Here is a 19,075-nt window from a genome sequence, read left to right as displayed (position 1 = left end):
TTAGAAGCTGAAACATCCCGAAGCTTCGGGACAGCTTGACGATAAGAATTACTTCTCAGGCCTCTTTCTATTTTAAGACATTAAGTAAACTCCAAAGATCACTACGATAAAGTAGCCGGTTAATGTAAAAGCTCCGGCGTAATCTTTAGCAATTCTTTGTCCGAATAATAACATTAAAAGGGTGATAGCAGCCAGGATGCAGGCGTAAAGCGCTATTGTGGGATCATTATAAGCGATTAGCCATATAATTCCCAGGATAGTGGCAAAACCTGTAATGATTTCAATTATCATTATTATTCCCACCATAAGAGGCACCTGCCCAGCAAGAAATGTTCCTAAAAAATGCTCTTTTAACCAACCGGTATTTCCTTTCCAATCGGCAGCTTTATCTATACCCGATTGTAAAAAAGTGATAAGAATAAAAATTAAAATAAGTATTTCGGTAATATTAGCGTAAAGGTTTTGCATAATGTTAAGCGGCTTTTTTATGTAAATATCGGGTTAGTCTAATAGAAAGATCAGTTAGGATAATTTTTGCGTTTCCGTTTCTTTCAATATGATAAATTGCTTCTTCCAGGGCGTCAATAATATCTTTAATATTATTTCCGTGCACAAACGGTGCAAATTTCTCCAATTTAAATCCTGGTGTGGCTGGTTCGAGATATACCAGTTTTTCGGCTTTATAATTTAGCATTAAGGCCTGGCGGAAAAAGTCTATGCAATACAGCAAAAAGCTCTTTTGTGATTCCCGGCCCATCCCAGCAATTTCTTCGCTCCAGGAAATAAGCTCCAGAACAGTAGCTCGATTTCCCTTAGCTTTAAATGCAGTACGCACCCAGTTTATAAACCAGGTTTCAAATTGTTGATCTCCGCTATCTTTTTGTAATAAATGAAGTGCGCGAGTATAACTTCCGTTCGCCTGGTGGGCAACTTTTAAAGCATCAGGTTTACTGCAATTCTCGTTTTTTTCTAAAAATGAAGCAATTTCATCTTCAGGTAAGGGAGGGAAGTGAAGTTTTTGGCAACGCGACCTTATGGTTTGTATAATTTGCTCTTCATCTTCAGTTATAAGAAGGAATAGCGTATTTTTTGGTGGTTCTTCAATTAATTTCAGCAATTTATTAGCAGCTGCGGTATTTATCTTTTCGGCCATCCAGATAATCATAATCTTAAAGCCGCCTTCATAAGCTTTTAGTGAAAGGGATTTGACCACCTCCTGGGCTTCGTCTACCCCAATCTGACCCTGTTTATTTTCAATTCCAAGTTTCTGATACCATTCAAATAAACTTCCGTAGGGATTGGTTTTTACAAATTCCCGCCATTCTTCTAAAAAGTGAGAGGAAACAGGATGTTTTTTAATCTTTTGATTTGCCGCAACAGGAAAAGCAAAATGAAGATCGGGATGCGCCAATTTCTTAAATCGCTCATTACAATTACTGTTTCCAGAATTGTCTTTTCCTTCCTTATTTTCACAAAGTATGTATTGCGCGTAAGCAATGGCCAGAGGTAAAGTACCACTACCACTTTTTCCTACAAATAACTGTGCGTGCGGAACACGACCGTTATCTGCGGTGGTAGTAAGATGTTTCTTTAAATGCTGTAAACCTATTATTTCTTCAAAAAGCATAAGCAAATATAAAATTTATATACACTTTAATGTCTTCGGAAAAATTTATATTTGTAAATAGCGTATGCTGAATAAAAGCCGATTGGGCTTAAACTTAACCAACCAAACCAGATTTTTTGGTTTTAAAAAAAGAAATGAAAATGAAGACTTTAAACGATTTTAATTTTAAAGACAAACAGGCATTAATAAGAGTAGACTTTAATGTACCCTTAAATAAAGAAGGCCAGGTAACTGATGCCAATAGAATTGAAGCTGCAAAACCAACAATTCTTAAGATACTGGAAGATGGTGGGAGCGTAGTTTTAATGTCGCACCTTGGCCGACCTGAAGGTCGTGAAGAAAAGTATTCACTAAAACATATTGTGAGAAAAGTTTCGGAAGTTATTGGCGTAGAACCAAAATTTGTGAACGACTGTGTTGGGGATGATGTTAAAACCGCAGCCGATAATTTAAATTCCGGCGAAATTTTGTTGCTGGAAAACCTTAGATTTCACAAAGAGGAAAAAGGCGGTGACGAAGAATTTGCAAAACAACTTTCCCAGCTAGGTGATATTTACGTAAACGATGCCTTTGGTACAGCTCACCGTGCCCACGCCTCAACTACAATAGTAGCTAAATATTTTGATGATAAATGTTTTGGGTATTTACTAGAAAAAGAGATCAAAAATCTCGATAAAGTGCTTCACAGTAAAGAGAAACCAGTAACCGCAGTTTTAGGTGGTGCAAAAGTGTCGTCTAAAATTACCGTAATTGAAAATATTCTTGATAAAGTAGACCATTTGATTATTGGGGGTGGAATGGCCTATACTTTTATTCTCGCCAAAGGTGGAAAAATAGGAAATTCTCTCGTAGAAGAAGATAAGCAGGAGTTAGCTTTGGAAATTCTTAAAAAAGCCGAAGCTAAAAATGTACAGGTTCATCTACCAGTAGATTCTGTAATCGCTGATAGTTTTTCTGAACAAGCTTCAACAGATACCACTAAAATCAATGAAATTCCAGATGGCTGGATGGGTCTTGACGCAGGACCAGAGAGTATTAAAAATTTCGATGCTGTAATTCAAAAATCTAAAATCATTCTTTGGAATGGACCACTTGGAGTTTTTGAAATGGATAAATTTTCAAAAGGAACCATCGCTTTAGGAAACTCAATTGCTGAAGCCACCAAAAATGGAGCCTTCTCTTTAGTGGGTGGTGGAGATTCTGTAGCCGCGGTTAAAAAATTCGGTTTTGAAGAAAAAGTAAGCTATGTTTCTACCGGTGGCGGTGCCATGCTGGAGATGTTAGAAGGAAAATCATTGCCCGGAATTGAAGCAATTGGCAAATAAAACGTACTAAAATCTAGTATTTTACGTTCTTTTTTAAATTTTGAGTATTATGGGTAAGTATATAATTTTAACTCTTGCATTCCTATTGGGAAATGGCCTTCAGGCGCAGGAAGAGGAGAAGCAGGTAGAGAAAGCTAATTTTAGGGTGCAAATCTTCCAAAAGGTAGATAGCAGTGAAATTATTCTTGCTCATCCAGATCCGGAATTCAAAGATAAGCTACCAATTTCGGCTGTTATCAGGGATTCTTCAGCGGTTTCGTTAGAAGATCTCCCCCGTGCAGCCGAAATTGATTCTGTTTGGAAAGCACAGCTTACCAATTCAGATCTTTTTGATAAGATGTATAAAACCATCAGGGAGCAGGATTACGAAGATGAAGTAAATAAAGAACTTCCCACCGATACCTTAAAAGCCAGACTGGCCAAGTTAAATGCACGTACACCATTTAACGTAGAATATCATCCAGTCCTGGAAAGTGTTATCAACTCCTATTTAAAACGCAATAAGAAGGCTATGGAGCGTCTTATGGCGTTAAGTGAGTATTACTTCCCAATGTTTGAGCAACAGCTTGATCGTTATGATATCCCGTTAGAGATAAAATACCTGGCCATTGTGGAATCAGCTTTAAATCCACGGGCAAAATCCTGGGTTGGTGCTACCGGGCTTTGGCAGTTTATGTACAGAACGGGAAAAGCACATGGACTTGACGTAAGCAGCTATGTAGATGAGCGAATGGATCCGCAAATGTCTACTGAAGCCGCTGCAAAATACCTGGCAAACCTATATCGATCTTTTGAGGATTGGGATTTGGTTTTGGCTTCTTATAATTCAGGCCCCGGGAATGTTTCTAAAGCGATTAGGCGTAGTGGCGGTTCTAATAATTACTGGGAATTAAGACGATTTTTACCAAGAGAGACCGCTGGTTACGTTCCTGCCTTCCTCGCTACGCTTTACCTTTTTGAGTATGCCGATGAACACAACTTCCAACCGCAAGGACCGGACATTGCTTTTTTTGAAACCGATACTATTAAAGTGAAAAAATTGATCACTTTTGACCAAATTTCTAAAGTTACCGGTGTAGAAAAAGAAATGCTTCAGTTTTTAAACCCCAGTTACAAACTGGACGTAATTCCTTTTGTAGAAGATGAAGATTATATGATTAGACTTCCTACAACAGTTAGTGGAGCATTTGTTAGCAATGAAGCTGCTATCTATAATTTTGCTGAAGAGGATCTTCAGAATAAAGCAAAAGCTTTTCCCGAATTTGTAAAGGCAGAAAATAAAATTAGATATCGCGTAAAAAGCGGTGATTATTTAGGAAGAATTGCCGAACGTTACGGGGTAGGTGTTAGCAGTATAAAACGCTGGAATAATATTAGAGGCAATAATATTAGAATAGGCCAGTATCTTACTATTTATCCGCGAAAACCCGGTGTAGAAACTCAAAATGCCTCTACCGAAAATAGCCAAAATATCAGCGAAAAAACCTATACAGTAAAGAAAGGAGATTCGCTTTGGAGTATTTCTCGTAAGTTTCCGGGAGTTACGGTACAGAATTTGAGGGCTTGGAATGATATGGGCAGTAATAGCCTAAAACCCGGTATGGAACTTAAACTTTCTAAGGGTTAATCATTTCAAACCAAACTAATAACAATGAAAAAAAACTTATTCCTTCTATTCAGTTTAGTTTTTCTCGTCTCCTGTAACGAAAATGGCGACAAAGCAGATGAACGTATACTTTCAGACTCTTCTGGAAATATTAATCAAATTACCCTGATTATTGAAAACGAATTATGGGAAGGCCCGGTAGGCGAAGCTATAAGAGATAATTTTGCAGCCACGGTAGAAGGGCTTCCACAGGAAGAACCAATGTTTTCCTTAAGCCAGATTCCCCCTCAAACTTTTAGCGGATTTGTTAGAAAAAACCGTTCTTTTATCTCTGTTCAGGAAGGCGAAGAAGCTGAAGCCAGAATTATTAAAGATCTCTATGCCCGGCCTCAAACCGGTGTAATTATTTCCGGGGAAAACGAAGAAGAACTTATTCATATTATAAATGAAAGTTCAGAAAAATTGGTCTCAGCCTTCAAAGAAACCGAAATGAAGGAGAAACAACGCCGAATGAAAAAATCCCTTAAAAAGGATGGAAAGCTTGAAGAAGAATTCGGATTATCCCTTGATTTTCCTTCGGCGTATAGATACGCGCTTGAAGAAGAAGATTTTGTGTGGATAAGAAAGGAAATACCAAAAGGAAATATGGAAATTCTTATTTATGAAGTGCCAATCAGTCAAATTGAATCTGATACCAATACTATTGGAAATATAATTAAAATGCGTGATTCTATTGGGAAAGCCCATATACCAGGGCCAACAGAAGGATCTTATATGATTACCGAAGAAGCCTATGCTCCGTATCTTTTTGAAACTGAAATTGATGGTAAATTTGCGTACGAAACTCGTGGAACATGGGAAGTAAAAGGTGCTTTTATGGCCGGACCTTTCTTGAATTATGCAATTAAAGATGAAGCTAACAACCGCTTTTTAGTTGTAGAAGGTTTTGTTTTCTCTCCCTCCAGAGGAAAGCGAGATAATATGTTTGAAATAGACGCTATTCTACGATCGGCAGATATTGAGTAAACTCATCCAAAAAAGACAAATAAAAAAGCCCAAACATTTAAGTTCGGGCTTTTTTTATAAGGTAGTTATTTGTCTATTTCTTTTCTTCAGAAAATTTCTTGTCATCAGAAGGAACTGTCTTTTCTCCGTTTTCATCCTTAGAAGCGTCTTTAAATTCTTTAATTCCACTACCTAAACCTCTCATCAATTCAGGAATTTTTCGACCTCCAAATAATAGCAAGATTACCACAACAATTAATATAATTTGCGGGGCACCAATGGCTAATGGTAAAATAAATGCATTCATAATGTATGATTTTAATATTACAAACTTAACAAGAATTAAGTAATTACAACGTTAATATGGCTTAAATTTAAGTTATACTTGAATTCAATTTAGATAACCACGATACGTTATTGCTGAAAACCCTAATTTTTCCACGAAAAAAATCAAATTGGACCTAAGTTTGAGAACTTCATTTATTAAGCTCAAATTTTAAATTAACTTTGTAAGCGGATTATGGCTGAAAATAAAAAAGAGAGAAAAAAATTCACGAAAAAGTTACTTCATAAATACCGAATGGTAGTTTTGAATGAGGATACTTTTGAGGAAAAACTTTCTTTTAAGTTAACCCGCCTCAATGTTTTTGTTACGATTACGCTAAGTGCCATAATTCTGATTGCCTCCACTACTTTTATTATTGCATTTACTCCGCTTAAAGAATATATTCCGGGCTATTCTTCTGCACAGTTAAAAAGGCAGGCATCTCAATTAGCTTACAAATCAGATTCCTTGCAGCAGGTTTTAAAGCTAAATAATCAATATTTAAGTTCCATTAAAAATGTGCTTACGGGGAAAGCAGATACCTCCAGCCTAAATCGGGACTCCTTAATTGAAAACCCGATTATGGGTCAGGAAATTGAGGCTATAGAACCTTCCCGCGCCGATTCCCTGTTAAGAGAAGAAGTTGCCCAGGAAGATAAATATAACGTGCTGCCCTCTGCTACAGATAATATAGATTTTTCATTATTCCCGCCGGTAAAAGGATCAATTTCCGAAGATTATGATGCTAAAGAAAAACATTATGCGGTAGATATTGTGGTTGCTAAAAACACGCCGGTTAAATCGGTAGCCGATGGTCGCGTGATTTTTTCAGAATGGACTACAGAAACCGGTTATGTAATAATTATTAAGCACGAATATGGCTTATTGTCGGTTTATAAGCACAATGCTTCCATAGCCAAAGAGCAGGGAGAAAATGTAAGAAGGGGAGAGGTTATTGCTACCGCCGGGTCTACCGGGGAGTATACTACAGGCCCGCATTTACACTTTGAACTTTGGAATGAAGCCGTACCCGTAGACCCCACAGATTATATTGATTTTGATTAATAAATCACGACCTTTGCAGCACAAAAGGTATTGCTGAAATTTAGAATACCATTTAATTCAAGAAAACCTATGTCTTTAAAGTCGTTTGGAGCAAAGATTTTTGCCAATTATATACGCAAGAAAATAGATAAGTGGGCTTCACAACCTGAGGCTACGCAACAAAAAGTGTTTCAGAAGCTTATAGAAAAAGCCAAAGACACAAAATTTGGACAGGACCATAATTTTGGAAACATTAAATCTTATAAGGATTTCACCAAAAATGTACCGATCCGGGATTATGAAGAATTGCGTTTTTATGTAGATAAGATGGTGGCCGGAGAACCTGATGTGTTGTGGCCGGGAAAACCTTTATATTACGCAAAAACATCAGGAACTACTAGTGGTGCCAAGTATATTCCGCTAACCAAAGATTCTATGCCGGCCCATATTAATGCCGCCAGAAATGCAATCTTATGTTATATCGCCGAAACCGGAAATGCTAAATTTGTAGACGGAAAAATGATCTTTCTCCAGGGAAGCCCCGAAATGGATGAAAAAAACGGGGTGAAATTAGGTCGTCTTTCAGGAATTGTTGCGCATTATGTTCCTGCTTATCTTCAGAAAAACAGAATGCCAAGCTGGAAAACCAATTGTATTGAAGACTGGGAAACCAAAGTTGATGCTATAGTTGAAGAAACCCTCCACGAAGATATGACCGTGATTAGCGGTATTCCTTCCTGGGTACAAATGTATTTTGAAAGGCTTCAGCAAAAAACAGGTAAAAAAGTCGGTGAGCTTTTTCCTAATTTTAACCTGTTTATTTACGGCGGGGTACATTATGAACCTTATCGCGCTAAATTTGAAAACCTTATTGGTAGAAGAGTAGACAGCATAGAACTTTATCCGGCATCTGAAGGCTTTTTTGCTTTTCAGGATAAGCAAAACGAAAAAGGTATGTTACTTCAGCTGGATTCGGGAATGTTCTATGAATTTATTAGAACCGATGAATTTTTTGAAGAAAACCCGAAACGTTTAACGATAGGAGAGGTAGAAAAAGGAGTTAATTATGTAATAATTGTTTCTACGAATGCCGGTCTCTGGGGTTACAATATGGGAGATACGGTTCAGTTTACCTCTTTAAAACCTTACCGCGTGATTGTTTCCGGGCGAATCAAGCATTATATTTCAGCATTTGGAGAACATGTAATTGGGAAAGAAGTAGAGGAGGCTATGCAAGAGGCTATGAATATTACAAAAGCCAGGATAAGCGAATTTACAGTAGCTCCTCAAATTACTCCTGCAAATGATGAATTGCCTTACCACGAGTGGTTTATAGAGTTTGAAGAAGATCCTAAAAACATGGATGAATTCCATAGTATTTTAGAAAGAACACTTCAGGAGCAAAATTCGTATTATTTCGATTTAATTGAAGGCAAAATCCTTCAGCCTTTAAAAATCACTAAGATTCCCAAAGGCGGGTTTAATCAATACATGAAGTCTATAGGAAAATTAGGGGGACAGTTTAAACTCGCCAGGCTTTCAAACGATAGAAAAATAGCCGAAGTGCTTGAAGAAAATTTAAGAAAACAAAATAAATGATGAATCTAAAATTACTCGGTCGTACCCGGGCACAAGAAAGTACCCACGCCATAGAACGCATGTACATTACAATGCGCCACCTTTTTAATCGTGGATTTTATAAACCAATGGGAGTTTCCGGGGAGACACTACGAGAGGCTTTACTTATTCTTCGACCTGAAATCTACGGTTCTATTGCCGATGATAAAGCAGAACTTAGCGGGTTACTCTACGTGGTAGATCGTTTACCTAAAGGAATTGAAGAATGCCGATTTATTAATTTAACCAGCGATGAAGGCTATGGAAATTCGCATTTTAAGCCAATCGTTCCGCCTAAACGTCGTCGTAACTGCTACCGCATAGACGACGAGCAAATGAATATTGAAATCACTCGTGGTCGTTCTGAGATCTATGATATTCTTACTCACCTTACTTTTTTGTTCGTAGAATCGCATAAAATTATGCGCCGTGTAATTATAGATGAAGAAGGCAGTGTTACCCGCGATTGGCAAAAACTGGAAAAAGCCGTTTTACAGGAAGAACCTTTAGACCAGGCACAGCGAGAAATCGCTTTGACTCATACTGCAAATATTTTAGGTCGTACCTTTTATGAAGTTCAGGATATTTATCCAAAATTCTCATTACCAGGAAATCCCGAACGTTTTTTAAATATAATTTACTGGTTGGGGAAACTCGCCATTGCAGAAACTGTAAATAACGATAAAAGAATTATCACTTTTAGCCCGGTATTGCGGGAGCGTTTAGGGCATCATATTCACGGTGAAATTTGGGCCGATAATATTAAACAGCATCTTATAAAAGAGAATTTAATGCACCGCCCTTTGCACATTATTAGTGCAAATATGCATAGTGTAATGAACACGCTTTACACGCCTTCAGCCTTAAAAACCGAGCTTAAAAAGAAAAAGCCACTGGAAATCTACGAATTGCTTAGTAACAGCGCTAATGGAGGTTTAAGAAGCAAGGTGATGAAATCGGCTTTGGATAATGGGATGACTTTTATGGAAGATAAAAGTGGAACCAATATAGATGTTCAAATTTTTGATACTGCTAAATTAAACGGTAAATACGGAAGCTGGGATATTAAAACGGAAGAAAAAGCCCCGGTAATCATCGTAATGGATTATGCCTTTGGCGAGCAGGCCTACGAAACTATGGATGAGCTATTGAAGCCTTACAATTTTGAAGGCAATGAGATTAAGATGAACGTAGAGTCTATTTCTATAATGGGAAAAGCCGGTATCCTGGAAGGTGGAAAAGGCGATATTATGATTCCTTCTGCTCACTTATTTGAAGGAACTGCAGATAACTATCCTTTTAAAAATGAACTTAGTCGCGCCGATCTTGAAGAGAGCGATATAGCTGTAGTAGATGGTGCGATGATTACCGTTTTGGGAACTTCCCTTCAAAACCGCGATATTCTTAAATTCTTCCACGACTCTACCTGGAATGTAAGTGGACTGGAGATGGAAGGTGCACATTACCAAAAAGCCATCCAGGCGGCCTCAAAATTAAGAGGCAGTATCAATAGTGATGTGAAGGTAAGGTATGCTTATTACGCTTCAGATAATCCATTAGAAACCGGTAGTACATTAGCTTCGGGAGGATTGGGAACAACAGGTGTAAAACCTACTTATTTAATTACCGAAAAAATCCTGGAGCAAATCTTTAAATCTTAGTTTATGCAAGTTGAAGAATCGCCTTTAAAAGACTGTTTTATCATAAAGCCCGACATCTTTCGGGATAAACGCGGCCTTTTTTTGGAGAGTTATCACAAGAAGAAATTTATAGAATTAACTGGGATAGAGAAAGATTTTGTTCAGGACAATCAATCTATTTCCAAACGTGGCGTTTTACGTGGAATACACTACCAGACCGGAGAATTCGGCCAGACTAAGCTGGTGCGTGCTATTTATGGAAAAGTGCTGGATGTGGTGGTAGATCTAAGACCGGAATCACCCACTTTTAAACAGAGTTTTAAAATTATTCTGGACGATGAGAATCTTTATCAGCTCTATATTCCCAAAGGTTTTGGCCACGGCTTTGTTACGCTTTCAGAAACCTCGGTTTTTGCTTATAAATGCGATGAATATTATTATCCGGGTTATGAAGCCGGTATTATTTATAACGATCCCGATCTTGCAATTGATTGGGAATTTGCAGAGAAAGAAATGATAATTTCTGATAAAGATTTAAAACAACCCCGTTTAAAAGAGGTTTTTAAATGAAGAATATTCTCGTTACTGGAGCCAATGGACAATTAGGTGCTTGTTTTAAAAAGATTTCAGGGAATTATCCTGATTTCAATTTTGTATTTAAATCTTCATCGGAGGCCGATATTACAGAAAAACCGAAATTGGAAAAACTTTTTTCTGAAATAAATTTCGATTGGCTAATTAACTGCGCGGCCTACACCAACGTTGAAAAAGCCGAATCTGAAGAAGTAAAAGCCTTTAGAATAAATGCGGAAGGCGCCCAAAACCTTGCTGAGGTTTGTAATGAAAACCAAGCAGCTTTAATTCATTTTTCCACCGATTATGTTTTTAATGGGGAAACTGACAACCCTTATCAGGAAACCGATACTACCAATCCTATAAACGTTTACGGTGCTTCAAAATTAAAAGGAGAATTAGCAATTACTGAGGTTTTAAAAGAGCATTTTATATTCAGGACTTCCTGGTTGTATTCAGAATTTGGACATAATTTTTATAAAACTATTCTTAGAAAAATAGAAGAAAAATCCGAATTAAATATTACCACTACCCAAACCGGCACTCCAACAAATGCCAATGATCTGGCTGAATTTGTTATGGAAATAATCGCTTCAGAAAATAAGAATTTTGGTTTATATCATTTCAGCAACTTAGGCGAAGCTACCTGGTATGATTTTGCTAAAGCAATTTTAGAGTTTACTGGAAGTTCAGAAGAAATTCGGCTAAACGAAAACAACGATTTTAAAACTATTGCTGCTAGGCCCAAATACAGCGTGCTGGACAAAACTAAAATTCAGCAGAAATTTCAGAAGCAAATTCCTGAATGGAAAGTGAGCCTTAAAACACTCATCCTTTCGTAAATCTCATAAAATTTGAGTAATTTTCGCACAAACTTCAGGAATGGCAAAAAGAATACTCATTACCGGTGCTGCCGGCTTTTTAGGCTCTCATTTATGTGATAGGTTTATTAAAGAAGGTTATGAAGTTATTGCGATGGATAACCTTATAACCGGAGATCTAAAGAATATTGAGCATCTTTTTGAACTGGATAATTTTGAGTTTTTTCATCACGATATCACCAAATTTATTCACGTGCCCGGTGAGTTAGATTACATTCTTCATTTTGCTTCTCCTGCAAGTCCCATAGATTATTTAAAGATTCCAATTCAAACCCTAAAAGTGGGCTCCGTTGGAACACTTCATTGCCTTGGTTTAGCCAAAGAAAAGAACGCCAGGATTTTAATTGCTTCCACCTCGGAAGTTTATGGAGATCCGCAGGTGCATCCGCAAAGCGAAGAATATTATGGTAACGTAAATACCATTGGGCCGCGTGGTGTATATGATGAAGCCAAGCGTTTTCAGGAATCTATTACCATGGCTTATCACAGATTTCACGGTTTAGAAACCAGGATTGCGCGTATTTTTAATACTTATGGGCCTAGGATGCGATTAAACGATGGCCGTGTAATTCCTGCTTTTATTGGTCAGGCTTTGCGGGGTGAAGATCTCACCATTTTTGGTGATGGTTTGCAAACGCGCTCGTTTTGCTATGTAGACGATCAAATTGAAGGAATTTATCGTTTGTTGTTGAGCGATTATTCCGACCCTGTGAATATTGGCAACCCCGATGAAATTACCATTAAAGATTTTGCCGAAGAAATCCTGAAACTTACCGGAACCGATCAAAAGGTGGTATATAAAGAATTACCGGAAGACGATCCTTTAAAGAGACAACCCGATATTAGTAGGGCGAAAGAAGTTTTAGGGTGGGAACCTACTGTTTCTCGGAGCGAAGGGATGAAAATCACTTACAATTATTTTAAAAATCTAAGCCCAGAAGAATTGGAAAAAAGCGAGCATAAAGATTTTTCCAATCATATAAGGCGATAAATATAGTTATGGAGAGTCCGTTGGTTTCAGTAATTATGCCCGCCTTTAATGCGGAAAATTTTATTGAAGCAGCGGTGAATTCTGTTATTGCTCAAACCTATTCCAACTGGGAATTGTTTATTATCGATGATGCTTCTACTGAGGCGACGCTTTCTAAAGCCGAAAAACTTGCAAAACAAGATTCACGTATTAAAATTATTCAAAATAAAGAGAATCACGGCACAGGAGTAAGTCGCAATAAAGGAATTAAAGCCGCTCAGGGCGATTTTATAGCATTTCTGGATGCAGATGACCAATGGAAACCGAGAAAGCTGGAAATACAGCTTGAAGTGATGCAGCAGCAGGATACAGCAGTTTGTTTCTCTAGCTATCAGAACATAAGCGAAAACGGTAGTTCCCGAAACAAAATTATTGAAGCACTCCCTATTTTAAGTTATCAAAAATTGCTAAAATCTAATTATCTCGGCAATCTCACCGGAATTTACAACGCTAAAAAATTAGGGAAAATCTATGCCCCTGAAATTCGGAAACGACAGGACTGGGCGCTTTGGCTGGAAGCCGTGGAAAAAGGTGGCCCGGCGATTGGTATTCAAAGATGTTTAGCGAAGTATAGGATTAGAAAAGGATCAATTTCAGGGAATAAATTGGAGATGCTAAAATATAATTTCAATATCTATCATAAAGTTTTAGGTTTTAGTTTCCCAAAAAGTATCGGCTATATGCTGGTTTTTCTAAAGGAACATTTCTTTATAAAACCAAAACAAGTAAAACGAATTTGAGATTATACTGAAATGGGTTTCAGAATTTTTTTTCCGGAGATCTAAAGCTCCTCTCCTTATTTTCCAGGAAATCCGACTGAATGACTGGGTCGGGCAGGCTGGAGCGGTTATAAATCTGATGTGAACTGCTTCAATTTCCCGCTTTTACTTCGTGTAAGTTTGTCCTTTCTTTCAAAAGCAACCTTTAAGTTTTTACCCACGTATGTCTCAATCGCCTGTAATATTTTTTGTTTCTGGTTTTCAGAAAAATCTATTTTACTAACATATTCAATTTTAAAAGAATCTGCTGCATTTTGATTAATTACAAACTCTTTAATACTTCCGGTGTCTTCAATAATACTTTTAGTTACGTAATAAAAAGTAAGTCCGGGAACCACTTTACCATCGGGAAGTTTGGCTATATCGTTGGTTCGACCAATTAATTTTTCCAAAATTGGGTTTTTCGCTGTACTTTTTTCTGAAAGCACGCCGCTATCGCCAATATCGTAACGAATCATTGGATGCGCTTTGTTATAAAGTGAAGTAATTACAATACGGCCTTCGGTTCCATTTGGAACTGGTTTATTGTCTTGATCCAGAATTTCTACAAAAAGGTCTTCCGAATTCACCACCCATTCATTTTTCTTATTTTCAAAAGCGATAAGTCCCACTTCACTTGCGCCATATTCATTCACCACAGGAACTCCAAAAACCGATTCCATCAATTTTTTATCTTCTTCAAATAATCTTTCAGAAGTAACAATACAGAGTTTTAGATTGGGACAAATTTCTTTTAAAATTAAGTTTTTATGATCAAGGAATTTAGCGAAAAGCAAAACTGCGCTGGTGTAACCATTGATATAACTGAAATTTGATTTTTGAAAACGTTTTAAAAATTTTTCCATTTTCTGCTCATTCAGGTCGAAAATCGGAAATCTTCGGCGCAAGCTAATTCGGTCTTTAATTCGCTCCTGCATATTTCCATACAAATCCAGCGGAATTCCATAAAACCTGGCTTGCAAAGATTTGTTAAGGTCAATATCGTGCCACTGGTAGCGATCCTGAAAACCCGCCCAGCTCAGGGCGTGTGAAAATTTATCTTTGGCGAAAATAAAAGGGGTACCGCTGCTACCTGAAGTTTTACCAATATAAGCTGTAGATTTTGAAAAACCTGTACTCAGGCGATTTTGGAGTTTTTGCTGTAAATCGGTTTTAGTCATCACAGGCACTTGGCTCCAGCTTTTAAATTCATTTTTTTCGAAGAAATCTTTATAAAACCTATTATTATTTAAGTGATATTCAACAATCTCCTTTCGCTTTTCAGCAAGGTAACTCTTGTAACTTTCTTCGGGGATTTCCTGTATTTCCTGTAATGTTTTTTGCGCCCGGTTTATGGGAAATTTATTAAGCTGCAACGAAAGTTTAAACCAGTCCAAGGGCGAAAAAGCTTTTTTATAAGAAATAATTGGTGCTTCAATTTACAAACAATTATTTTTGGTGCATAACTAAAATGACTTCAGGATGAAAATTTTAATTCTCGGTGCCGGCGGACGCGAACATACATTCGCTTACAAATTGGCTCAAAGCCCAAAATGTTCTAAACTTTTTGTAGCGCCCGGTAACGCGGGAACCGCAGAAATTGCTGAGAATATCGACCTTAAAGTAACCGATTTTAAAGCGATTAAAGATTTTGTGCTGAAGGAAAAAATTGAAATGCTGGTAGTAGGCCCTGAAGATCCTTTGGTAGAAGGTATCACCGATTTTTTTGCAGAAGATGATGCACTAAAAAATGTAAAAGTTATAGGACCCTCAAAACGTGGGGCGCTTTTGGAAGGAAGTAAAGAGCGCGCCAAAGAATTTATGGCGATGCATAAAATACCTACCGCGGCTTACGAAAGTTTTACTGAAAAAAGTCTGGAAGCAGGAAAGGAATTTCTGGAGACATTAAATCCGCCATATGTTTTAAAGGCCGATGGGCTTGCTGCCGGAAAGGGAGTTTTAATTATAGACAATCTTGAAGAGGCTAAACAGGAATTACAAAATATGCTGGCTGAAAAGAAATTTGGTGCTGCAAGTGCCAAAGTTGTGATAGAAGAATTTTTAGATGGGATTGAGCTTAGCGTTTTTGTATTGACCGACGGAAAAAATTATAAGATCCTGCCCACCGCCAAAGATTACAAACGAATTGGTGAAGGAGACACTGGGCTAAATACCGGCGGGATGGGCGCTATTTCTCCCGTTCCATTTGTAGATGATCAATTAATGCAGAAAATTGAAGAACGCATCGCAAAACCAACGGTTAATGGGTTGCAGGAAGAAGATATAGATTACAAAGGGTTTATTTTTATCGGACTTATTATGGTGAAAAACGAACCTTACGTAATAGAGTATAATGTGCGTATGGGTGATCCGGAGACCGAGGTTGTGCTTCCCCGAATCAAATCAGATCTTGTAGAAATTTTTGAAAAAGTTTCCGAGGGAAAATTAAATGAAGTTTCATTAGAAATAGATGACCGCGCTGCAACTACGGTAATGTTGGTATCTGGTGGTTATCCTGAAGCTTACGAAAAATCTAAAGAAATCACCGGATTTGACAAAGTTGAAGACTCAATAGTATTTCACGCAGGAACCAAATTTGAAGGCGATAAAATTGTAACTAGTGGTGGCCGTGTAATTGCCGTGACTTCGTTTGGGAAAGATTACAAAGAGGCATTAAAAAAATCTTATCAAAATGCAGAAAAACTACATTTCGATAAGATGTATTATAGAAAAGATCTAGGTTTTGATTTATCCTAAAAACGAGTGGGCCGTAGGATCACGATCTTCATCGTTAAGTTTGTTGTAGTGCTTAAGTTGTTTCATCCAATAAATAAAAGCAGCTAAACCAACCAGGATAAAAATAAAATTTAAGGCATTTGCAGCCCACCATGAGTCTAATTCCAAATCCCTAAGTAGATCAAACGGATAGAATAATATCTCTTCAAACAAGTAGGCAATACCTTCAAAAAAATCTTTCATAACAATTAAGTTTAATACTAATTATTTCAAAGTAATATTAAAATACCTTTGGTGGCGTTCAATAACTAACTTTGTTTTATTAAGATTACAAAAATATAAAAAACCGCAATGCTAACAAGCTTTTTTGGCAAATCAAAACCGGTGAACGGGGTAGCGATCACTATTTTTTTGATCACATTTTTTATTATCGCCAATTTTAAGGAGTGGTTTATAGATTTTAATCTACTGGTTTTCCTGGAAAAACTGGCGGTTTTATTAAGTCTTGTAGTAAGTGTTTTTACCCTCAATTTTATAGCCAAGAAAAATGAGCTTACCCGGCGTAGCGCTTATAAAATCTTGTTTTTTGTTATTTTCACGGCTTCATTTTTTACACTTTTAAGAAATCACCAGGTGATATTTGCCAATTTACTGGTGCTGTTTGCTTTTAGAAGGATTATTAGCTTAAAGTCTAAAAAAGTAATGCAAAAAAAAGTTTTTGATGCTACTTTTTGGATATGTATCGCCTCGCTTTTTTATTTCTGGTCTATTTTGTTCCTTGTCGTGGTTTATGCCGGTATTTTATACTATCTCCCAAAACCTAAAAACTGGTTAATTCCGCCAATAGCAGCTTTAGCGGTAGCAGTTTTAACGCTTAGTTTTCATATTATCACTTACGATCAATTTTATACGTTTTCACAATGGTTTGAGTGGAGTAATTTTGATTATTCAAATTATCAAAATCTCGAAATGCTTATTCCCCTTAGTATTATTTTAGCCTTAACGCTTTGGACATTGGTTCAATTTTTAGCCGTAGTAAATAAAGCAAGCGTATCTATGAAACCTTCGTTGAATCTGGTTTTACTCAGTTTGCTTACGGCTGTTGCCGCAGCTATTTTTGCACCTACTAAAGACGGCAGCGAACTTATTTTCTTCTTTGTACCGCTAAGTATTGTTACCTCTATTTATTTTGATCAAAGGGAGGATAAAGTCTTTAGGGAAGTTTTGCTAGTATTGCTTATCTTAATGCCTTTGTGTATTCCTTTTATTTTCTAAGATGAATTTACCGGCAATTGAGAACGAACTTAAACAACGCTGCCAATATGAATATCGTTGGTTTCGGAAGCAAAATAATTCCTGGGACAGGGTTTCTTCTTTTGTTTATTTTACTTCAAGCTGGGATCGGTTAAACCAACAAATTGCCTTAATTATCGCAACTGAAAAGTTGGATGAAAAAGAGTTTTTTCAGTATTGCAGCAATCGCTGGTATAACTTCTGGAGTGCGATGGCGGTAGAACACATCTTTGCTGAGATGAAAGAAGTCGTTCCGAATAAAAATCCCAAAAACCGGAAGATTGACTTTAATTTCTTCGGAAATGACTTCGATTTAAAAACAAGTGTTTTTCCAAAGACGTTTAATCGTTCCCTTGAATTTGCTCAAAATAATCCTGAAAGCCTTATTACCTGGTTGTATAAAAATCAAAGTAAACAAAGCCGGTTTCATCTGGAAAATCGATTGTTCTTAATAGTTTATGCTGAAGATGGACAGCATTGGAAGCTAAAAGCCGAAATTTCTTTTTTGAAGCAGGTGATTGAAAAATATGTTGCTACTTTTGAAAATTCACAACTAAAAGAATTCCAATTTCAGCAAGGAAGAACCACTTTAGCTGATGTGATCTGGGCGGTAAAATGAATTATATAGGTTCTAAACATAAGCTTGGCGATTTTATAAAATCTACGGTAAAAGAAGTGGTTGGCAAAGATCTTTCTCAAATGGTTTTTTGCGATCTTTTTGCCGGTACGGGGAGTGTCGGTAGGAATTTTAAGACTTCGGTGAAATCTGTTATCGCTAACGATGTGGAATATTACAGCTATATTTTACTCAAAAATTATATTGAAAATCATCAAAAATTAGACACTGAGAATCTTCTTACGTTATTAAATAATCTCGAAAAAAAACCCGGTTTTATTTTCGAAGAATACAGTGAAAACGGCAAATCTAACCGACTCTATTTTTCTGAAACCAACGGAAAGAAAATTGATGCGATAAGACAGCAAATAGAAAATTGGAAACTGAATAAACATATAGGGGAAAACCAGTATTTTTTCCTTTTAGCTTCTTTATTGGAAAGTGCAGACAAAATTGCCAATACTGCTTCGGTTTATGGTGCATTTTTAAAAAAAGTAAAACTTTCGGCACAAAAAGATTTAGAATTAAAACCTGCAAAATTTGAGTTCACAGGGAATTCACACAAGGTTTTTCAAAAAGATGCAAATCAATTAATTAAAGAAATTGAAGGCGATATTTTATATTTAGATCCGCCTTACAATGCACGGCAGTACGGTGCGAACTACCATATTTTAAATACCATCGCAAAATATGATACCTTTGCACCACAGGGAAAAACCGGCCTGCGCGATTATTATCGCTCCAATTACTGCAGCCGGGGAAAGGTTGAAAATTCCTTTCTGGAATTGCTCGAAAATGCTAATTTCAGGTATATATTTTTCAGCTATAACAACGAGGGTTTAATGCCTTCTGGAGAAATAAAAAAAATAATGAGCCGTTTTGGAAATTACGACCTGGTTACCAAAAAATACCAGCGTTTTAAAGCCGATAAAACCGAAAACCGAAACCATACGGCCAATCATACTACAGAATATTTACACATTTTAGAAAAAAGATAGT

General features: G+C 37.0%; 19 protein-coding genes. 14 read left to right on the top strand and 5 right to left on the bottom strand.

Going from position 1 to position 19,075, the window contains the following annotated elements; translation table 11 throughout:
* Nucleotides 1-72 precede the first annotated feature (72 nt).
* Together LB465_RS02570 and LB465_RS02565 are read right to left on the bottom strand one after the other, a co-directional pair.
* Nucleotides 73-468, bottom strand: coding sequence for a DoxX family protein (locus tag LB465_RS02570; RefSeq protein WP_224466665.1), 396 nt, complete (start codon nucleotides 466-468; stop codon nucleotides 73-75).
* 4 nt (nucleotides 469-472) lie between these two features.
* Nucleotides 473-1,627: a DNA polymerase III subunit gene (locus tag LB465_RS02565; RefSeq protein WP_224466663.1), complete on the bottom strand. Its 1,155-nt coding sequence runs from the start codon at nucleotides 1,625-1,627 to the stop codon at nucleotides 473-475.
* 140 nt (nucleotides 1,628-1,767) lie between these two features.
* Here LB465_RS02565 and LB465_RS02560 point away from each other — a divergent pair, with 140 nt between their 5' ends.
* The 3 genes from LB465_RS02560 to LB465_RS02550 are packed head-to-tail and all read left to right on the top strand — an operon-like array spanning nucleotide 1,768 to nucleotide 5,584.
* Complete coding sequence (locus LB465_RS02560) at nucleotides 1,768-2,952, top strand: phosphoglycerate kinase (RefSeq protein WP_224466661.1); 1,185 nt, start codon at nucleotides 1,768-1,770, stop codon at nucleotides 2,950-2,952.
* 49 nt (nucleotides 2,953-3,001) lie between these two features.
* Nucleotides 3,002-4,579 carry a lytic transglycosylase domain-containing protein gene (locus LB465_RS02555; RefSeq protein WP_224466659.1) on the top strand — a complete coding sequence of 526 codons (1,578 nt, stop codon included), beginning with the start codon at nucleotides 3,002-3,004 and terminating at the stop codon, nucleotides 4,577-4,579.
* 24 nt (nucleotides 4,580-4,603) lie between these two features.
* Nucleotides 4,604-5,584, top strand: coding sequence for a DUF4837 family protein (locus tag LB465_RS02550; protein ID WP_224466657.1), 981 nt, complete (start codon nucleotides 4,604-4,606; stop codon nucleotides 5,582-5,584).
* A 73-nt stretch (nucleotides 5,585-5,657) separates the two neighbouring features.
* Here the strand turns inward: LB465_RS02550 and tatA are convergent, their stop codons facing one another.
* A complete protein-coding gene (gene tatA / locus LB465_RS02545) occupies nucleotides 5,658-5,870 on the bottom strand; it encodes a twin-arginine translocase TatA/TatE family subunit (RefSeq protein WP_224466654.1) in 213 nt (70 codons plus the stop codon).
* Between the two features lie 213 nt (nucleotides 5,871-6,083).
* Here tatA and LB465_RS02540 point away from each other — a divergent pair, with 213 nt between their 5' ends.
* The 7 genes from LB465_RS02540 to LB465_RS02510 all read left to right on the top strand — a co-directional run bounded on the left by LB465_RS02540 (nucleotide 6,084) and on the right by LB465_RS02510 (nucleotide 13,413).
* On the top strand, nucleotides 6,084-6,953 hold the full coding sequence (locus LB465_RS02540) for a M23 family metallopeptidase (protein ID WP_224466652.1): 870 nt from the start codon (nucleotides 6,084-6,086) through the stop codon (nucleotides 6,951-6,953).
* Between the two features lie 69 nt (nucleotides 6,954-7,022).
* Nucleotides 7,023-8,531 carry a GH3 auxin-responsive promoter family protein gene (locus LB465_RS02535; protein ID WP_224466649.1) on the top strand — a complete coding sequence of 503 codons (1,509 nt, stop codon included), beginning with the start codon at nucleotides 7,023-7,025 and terminating at the stop codon, nucleotides 8,529-8,531.
* Nucleotides 8,528-10,210, top strand: a complete 1,683-nt coding sequence (locus tag LB465_RS02530) for a DUF6909 family protein (RefSeq protein WP_224466647.1) — start codon at nucleotides 8,528-8,530, stop codon at nucleotides 10,208-10,210. Before LB465_RS02535 ends, LB465_RS02530 begins: the two co-directional genes overlap by 4 nt.
* 3 nt (nucleotides 10,211-10,213) lie before the next feature.
* On the top strand, nucleotides 10,214-10,759 hold the full coding sequence (gene rfbC, locus LB465_RS02525; RefSeq protein ID WP_224466645.1) for a dTDP-4-dehydrorhamnose 3,5-epimerase: 546 nt from the start codon (nucleotides 10,214-10,216) through the stop codon (nucleotides 10,757-10,759).
* The gene (gene rfbD, locus LB465_RS02520) at nucleotides 10,756-11,604 is read left to right on the top strand and encodes a dTDP-4-dehydrorhamnose reductase (protein ID WP_224466642.1); all 849 of its coding nucleotides are present in this window, start codon (nucleotides 10,756-10,758) and stop codon (nucleotides 11,602-11,604) included. The genes rfbC and rfbD overlap by 4 nt, the downstream gene beginning before the upstream one ends.
* A 40-nt stretch (nucleotides 11,605-11,644) precedes the next feature.
* Nucleotides 11,645-12,634, top strand: a complete 990-nt coding sequence (locus LB465_RS02515; RefSeq protein ID WP_224466640.1) for a UDP-glucuronic acid decarboxylase family protein — start codon at nucleotides 11,645-11,647, stop codon at nucleotides 12,632-12,634.
* Between the two features lie 8 nt (nucleotides 12,635-12,642).
* Nucleotides 12,643-13,413: a glycosyltransferase family 2 protein gene (locus LB465_RS02510; protein WP_224466638.1), complete on the top strand. Its 771-nt coding sequence runs from the start codon at nucleotides 12,643-12,645 to the stop codon at nucleotides 13,411-13,413.
* 107 nt (nucleotides 13,414-13,520) lie between these two features.
* On the opposite strand, the gene LB465_RS02505 is transcribed toward LB465_RS02510, so the two are convergent.
* Entirely contained in the window at nucleotides 13,521-14,828 is a 1,308-nt protein-coding gene (locus tag LB465_RS02505) for a phenylacetate--CoA ligase family protein (RefSeq protein ID WP_224466636.1), read from the bottom strand.
* A gap of 85 nt (nucleotides 14,829-14,913) precedes the next feature.
* Between LB465_RS02505 and purD the strand changes: the two genes are divergently transcribed.
* On the top strand, nucleotides 14,914-16,188 hold the full coding sequence (purD, locus tag LB465_RS02500) for a phosphoribosylamine--glycine ligase (RefSeq protein WP_224466633.1): 1,275 nt from the start codon (nucleotides 14,914-14,916) through the stop codon (nucleotides 16,186-16,188).
* On the opposite strand, the gene LB465_RS02495 is transcribed toward purD, so the two are convergent.
* Nucleotides 16,180-16,410, bottom strand: a complete 231-nt coding sequence (locus tag LB465_RS02495; protein ID WP_224466631.1) for a DUF6341 family protein — start codon at nucleotides 16,408-16,410, stop codon at nucleotides 16,180-16,182. The genes purD and LB465_RS02495 overlap by 9 nt on opposite strands.
* Nucleotides 16,411-16,518: 108 nt before the next feature.
* Between LB465_RS02495 and LB465_RS02490 the strand changes: the two genes are divergently transcribed.
* From LB465_RS02490 to LB465_RS02480, 3 genes are read left to right on the top strand one after another with little or no spacing between them, the layout of a single operon-like run.
* Nucleotides 16,519-17,442: a DUF6427 family protein gene (locus LB465_RS02490; protein ID WP_224466628.1), complete on the top strand. Its 924-nt coding sequence runs from the start codon at nucleotides 16,519-16,521 to the stop codon at nucleotides 17,440-17,442.
* Between the two features lies 1 nt (nucleotide 17,443).
* Entirely contained in the window at nucleotides 17,444-18,079 is a 636-nt protein-coding gene (locus LB465_RS02485) for a hypothetical protein (protein WP_224466626.1), read from the top strand.
* On the top strand, nucleotides 18,076-19,074 hold the full coding sequence (locus LB465_RS02480; protein ID WP_224466624.1) for a DNA adenine methylase: 999 nt from the start codon (nucleotides 18,076-18,078) through the stop codon (nucleotides 19,072-19,074). The genes LB465_RS02485 and LB465_RS02480 overlap by 4 nt, the downstream gene beginning before the upstream one ends.
* Nucleotide 19,075: the final 1 nt, after the last annotated feature.

It is taken from the genome of Salegentibacter lacus (assembly GCF_020164555.1).
Lineage (GTDB): Bacteria > Bacteroidota > Bacteroidia > Flavobacteriales > Flavobacteriaceae > Salegentibacter > Salegentibacter lacus.
This window is presented reverse-complemented; position numbering and strand designations above follow the sequence as displayed.

What these genes read in the sequence shown, in the direction of transcription:
- LB465_RS02570 (WP_224466665.1), bottom strand. Translation starts at nt 468, where the DNA reads ATGCAAAACCTTTACGCTAATATTACCGAAATACTTATTTTAATTTTT.
- LB465_RS02565 (WP_224466663.1), bottom strand. Translation starts at nt 1,627, where the DNA reads ATGCTTTTTGAAGAAATAATAGGTTTACAGCATTTAAAGAAACATCTT.
- LB465_RS02560 (WP_224466661.1), top strand. Translation starts at nt 1,768, where the DNA reads ATGAAGACTTTAAACGATTTTAATTTTAAAGACAAACAGGCATTAATA.
- LB465_RS02555 (WP_224466659.1), top strand. Translation starts at nt 3,002, where the DNA reads ATGGGTAAGTATATAATTTTAACTCTTGCATTCCTATTGGGAAATGGC.
- LB465_RS02550 (WP_224466657.1), top strand. Translation starts at nt 4,604, where the DNA reads ATGAAAAAAAACTTATTCCTTCTATTCAGTTTAGTTTTTCTCGTCTCC.
- tatA (WP_224466654.1), bottom strand. Translation starts at nt 5,870, where the DNA reads ATGAATGCATTTATTTTACCATTAGCCATTGGTGCCCCGCAAATTATA.
- LB465_RS02540 (WP_224466652.1), top strand. Translation starts at nt 6,084, where the DNA reads ATGGCTGAAAATAAAAAAGAGAGAAAAAAATTCACGAAAAAGTTACTT.
- LB465_RS02535 (WP_224466649.1), top strand. Translation starts at nt 7,023, where the DNA reads ATGTCTTTAAAGTCGTTTGGAGCAAAGATTTTTGCCAATTATATACGC.
- LB465_RS02530 (WP_224466647.1), top strand. Translation starts at nt 8,528, where the DNA reads ATGATGAATCTAAAATTACTCGGTCGTACCCGGGCACAAGAAAGTACC.
- rfbC (WP_224466645.1), top strand. Translation starts at nt 10,214, where the DNA reads ATGCAAGTTGAAGAATCGCCTTTAAAAGACTGTTTTATCATAAAGCCC.
- rfbD (WP_224466642.1), top strand. Translation starts at nt 10,756, where the DNA reads ATGAAGAATATTCTCGTTACTGGAGCCAATGGACAATTAGGTGCTTGT.
- LB465_RS02515 (WP_224466640.1), top strand. Translation starts at nt 11,645, where the DNA reads ATGGCAAAAAGAATACTCATTACCGGTGCTGCCGGCTTTTTAGGCTCT.
- LB465_RS02510 (WP_224466638.1), top strand. Translation starts at nt 12,643, where the DNA reads ATGGAGAGTCCGTTGGTTTCAGTAATTATGCCCGCCTTTAATGCGGAA.
- purD (WP_224466633.1), top strand. Translation starts at nt 14,914, where the DNA reads ATGAAAATTTTAATTCTCGGTGCCGGCGGACGCGAACATACATTCGCT.
- LB465_RS02495 (WP_224466631.1), bottom strand. Translation starts at nt 16,410, where the DNA reads ATGAAAGATTTTTTTGAAGGTATTGCCTACTTGTTTGAAGAGATATTA.
- LB465_RS02490 (WP_224466628.1), top strand. Translation starts at nt 16,519, where the DNA reads ATGCTAACAAGCTTTTTTGGCAAATCAAAACCGGTGAACGGGGTAGCG.
- LB465_RS02485 (WP_224466626.1), top strand. Translation starts at nt 17,444, where the DNA reads ATGAATTTACCGGCAATTGAGAACGAACTTAAACAACGCTGCCAATAT.
- LB465_RS02480 (WP_224466624.1), top strand. Translation starts at nt 18,076, where the DNA reads ATGAATTATATAGGTTCTAAACATAAGCTTGGCGATTTTATAAAATCT.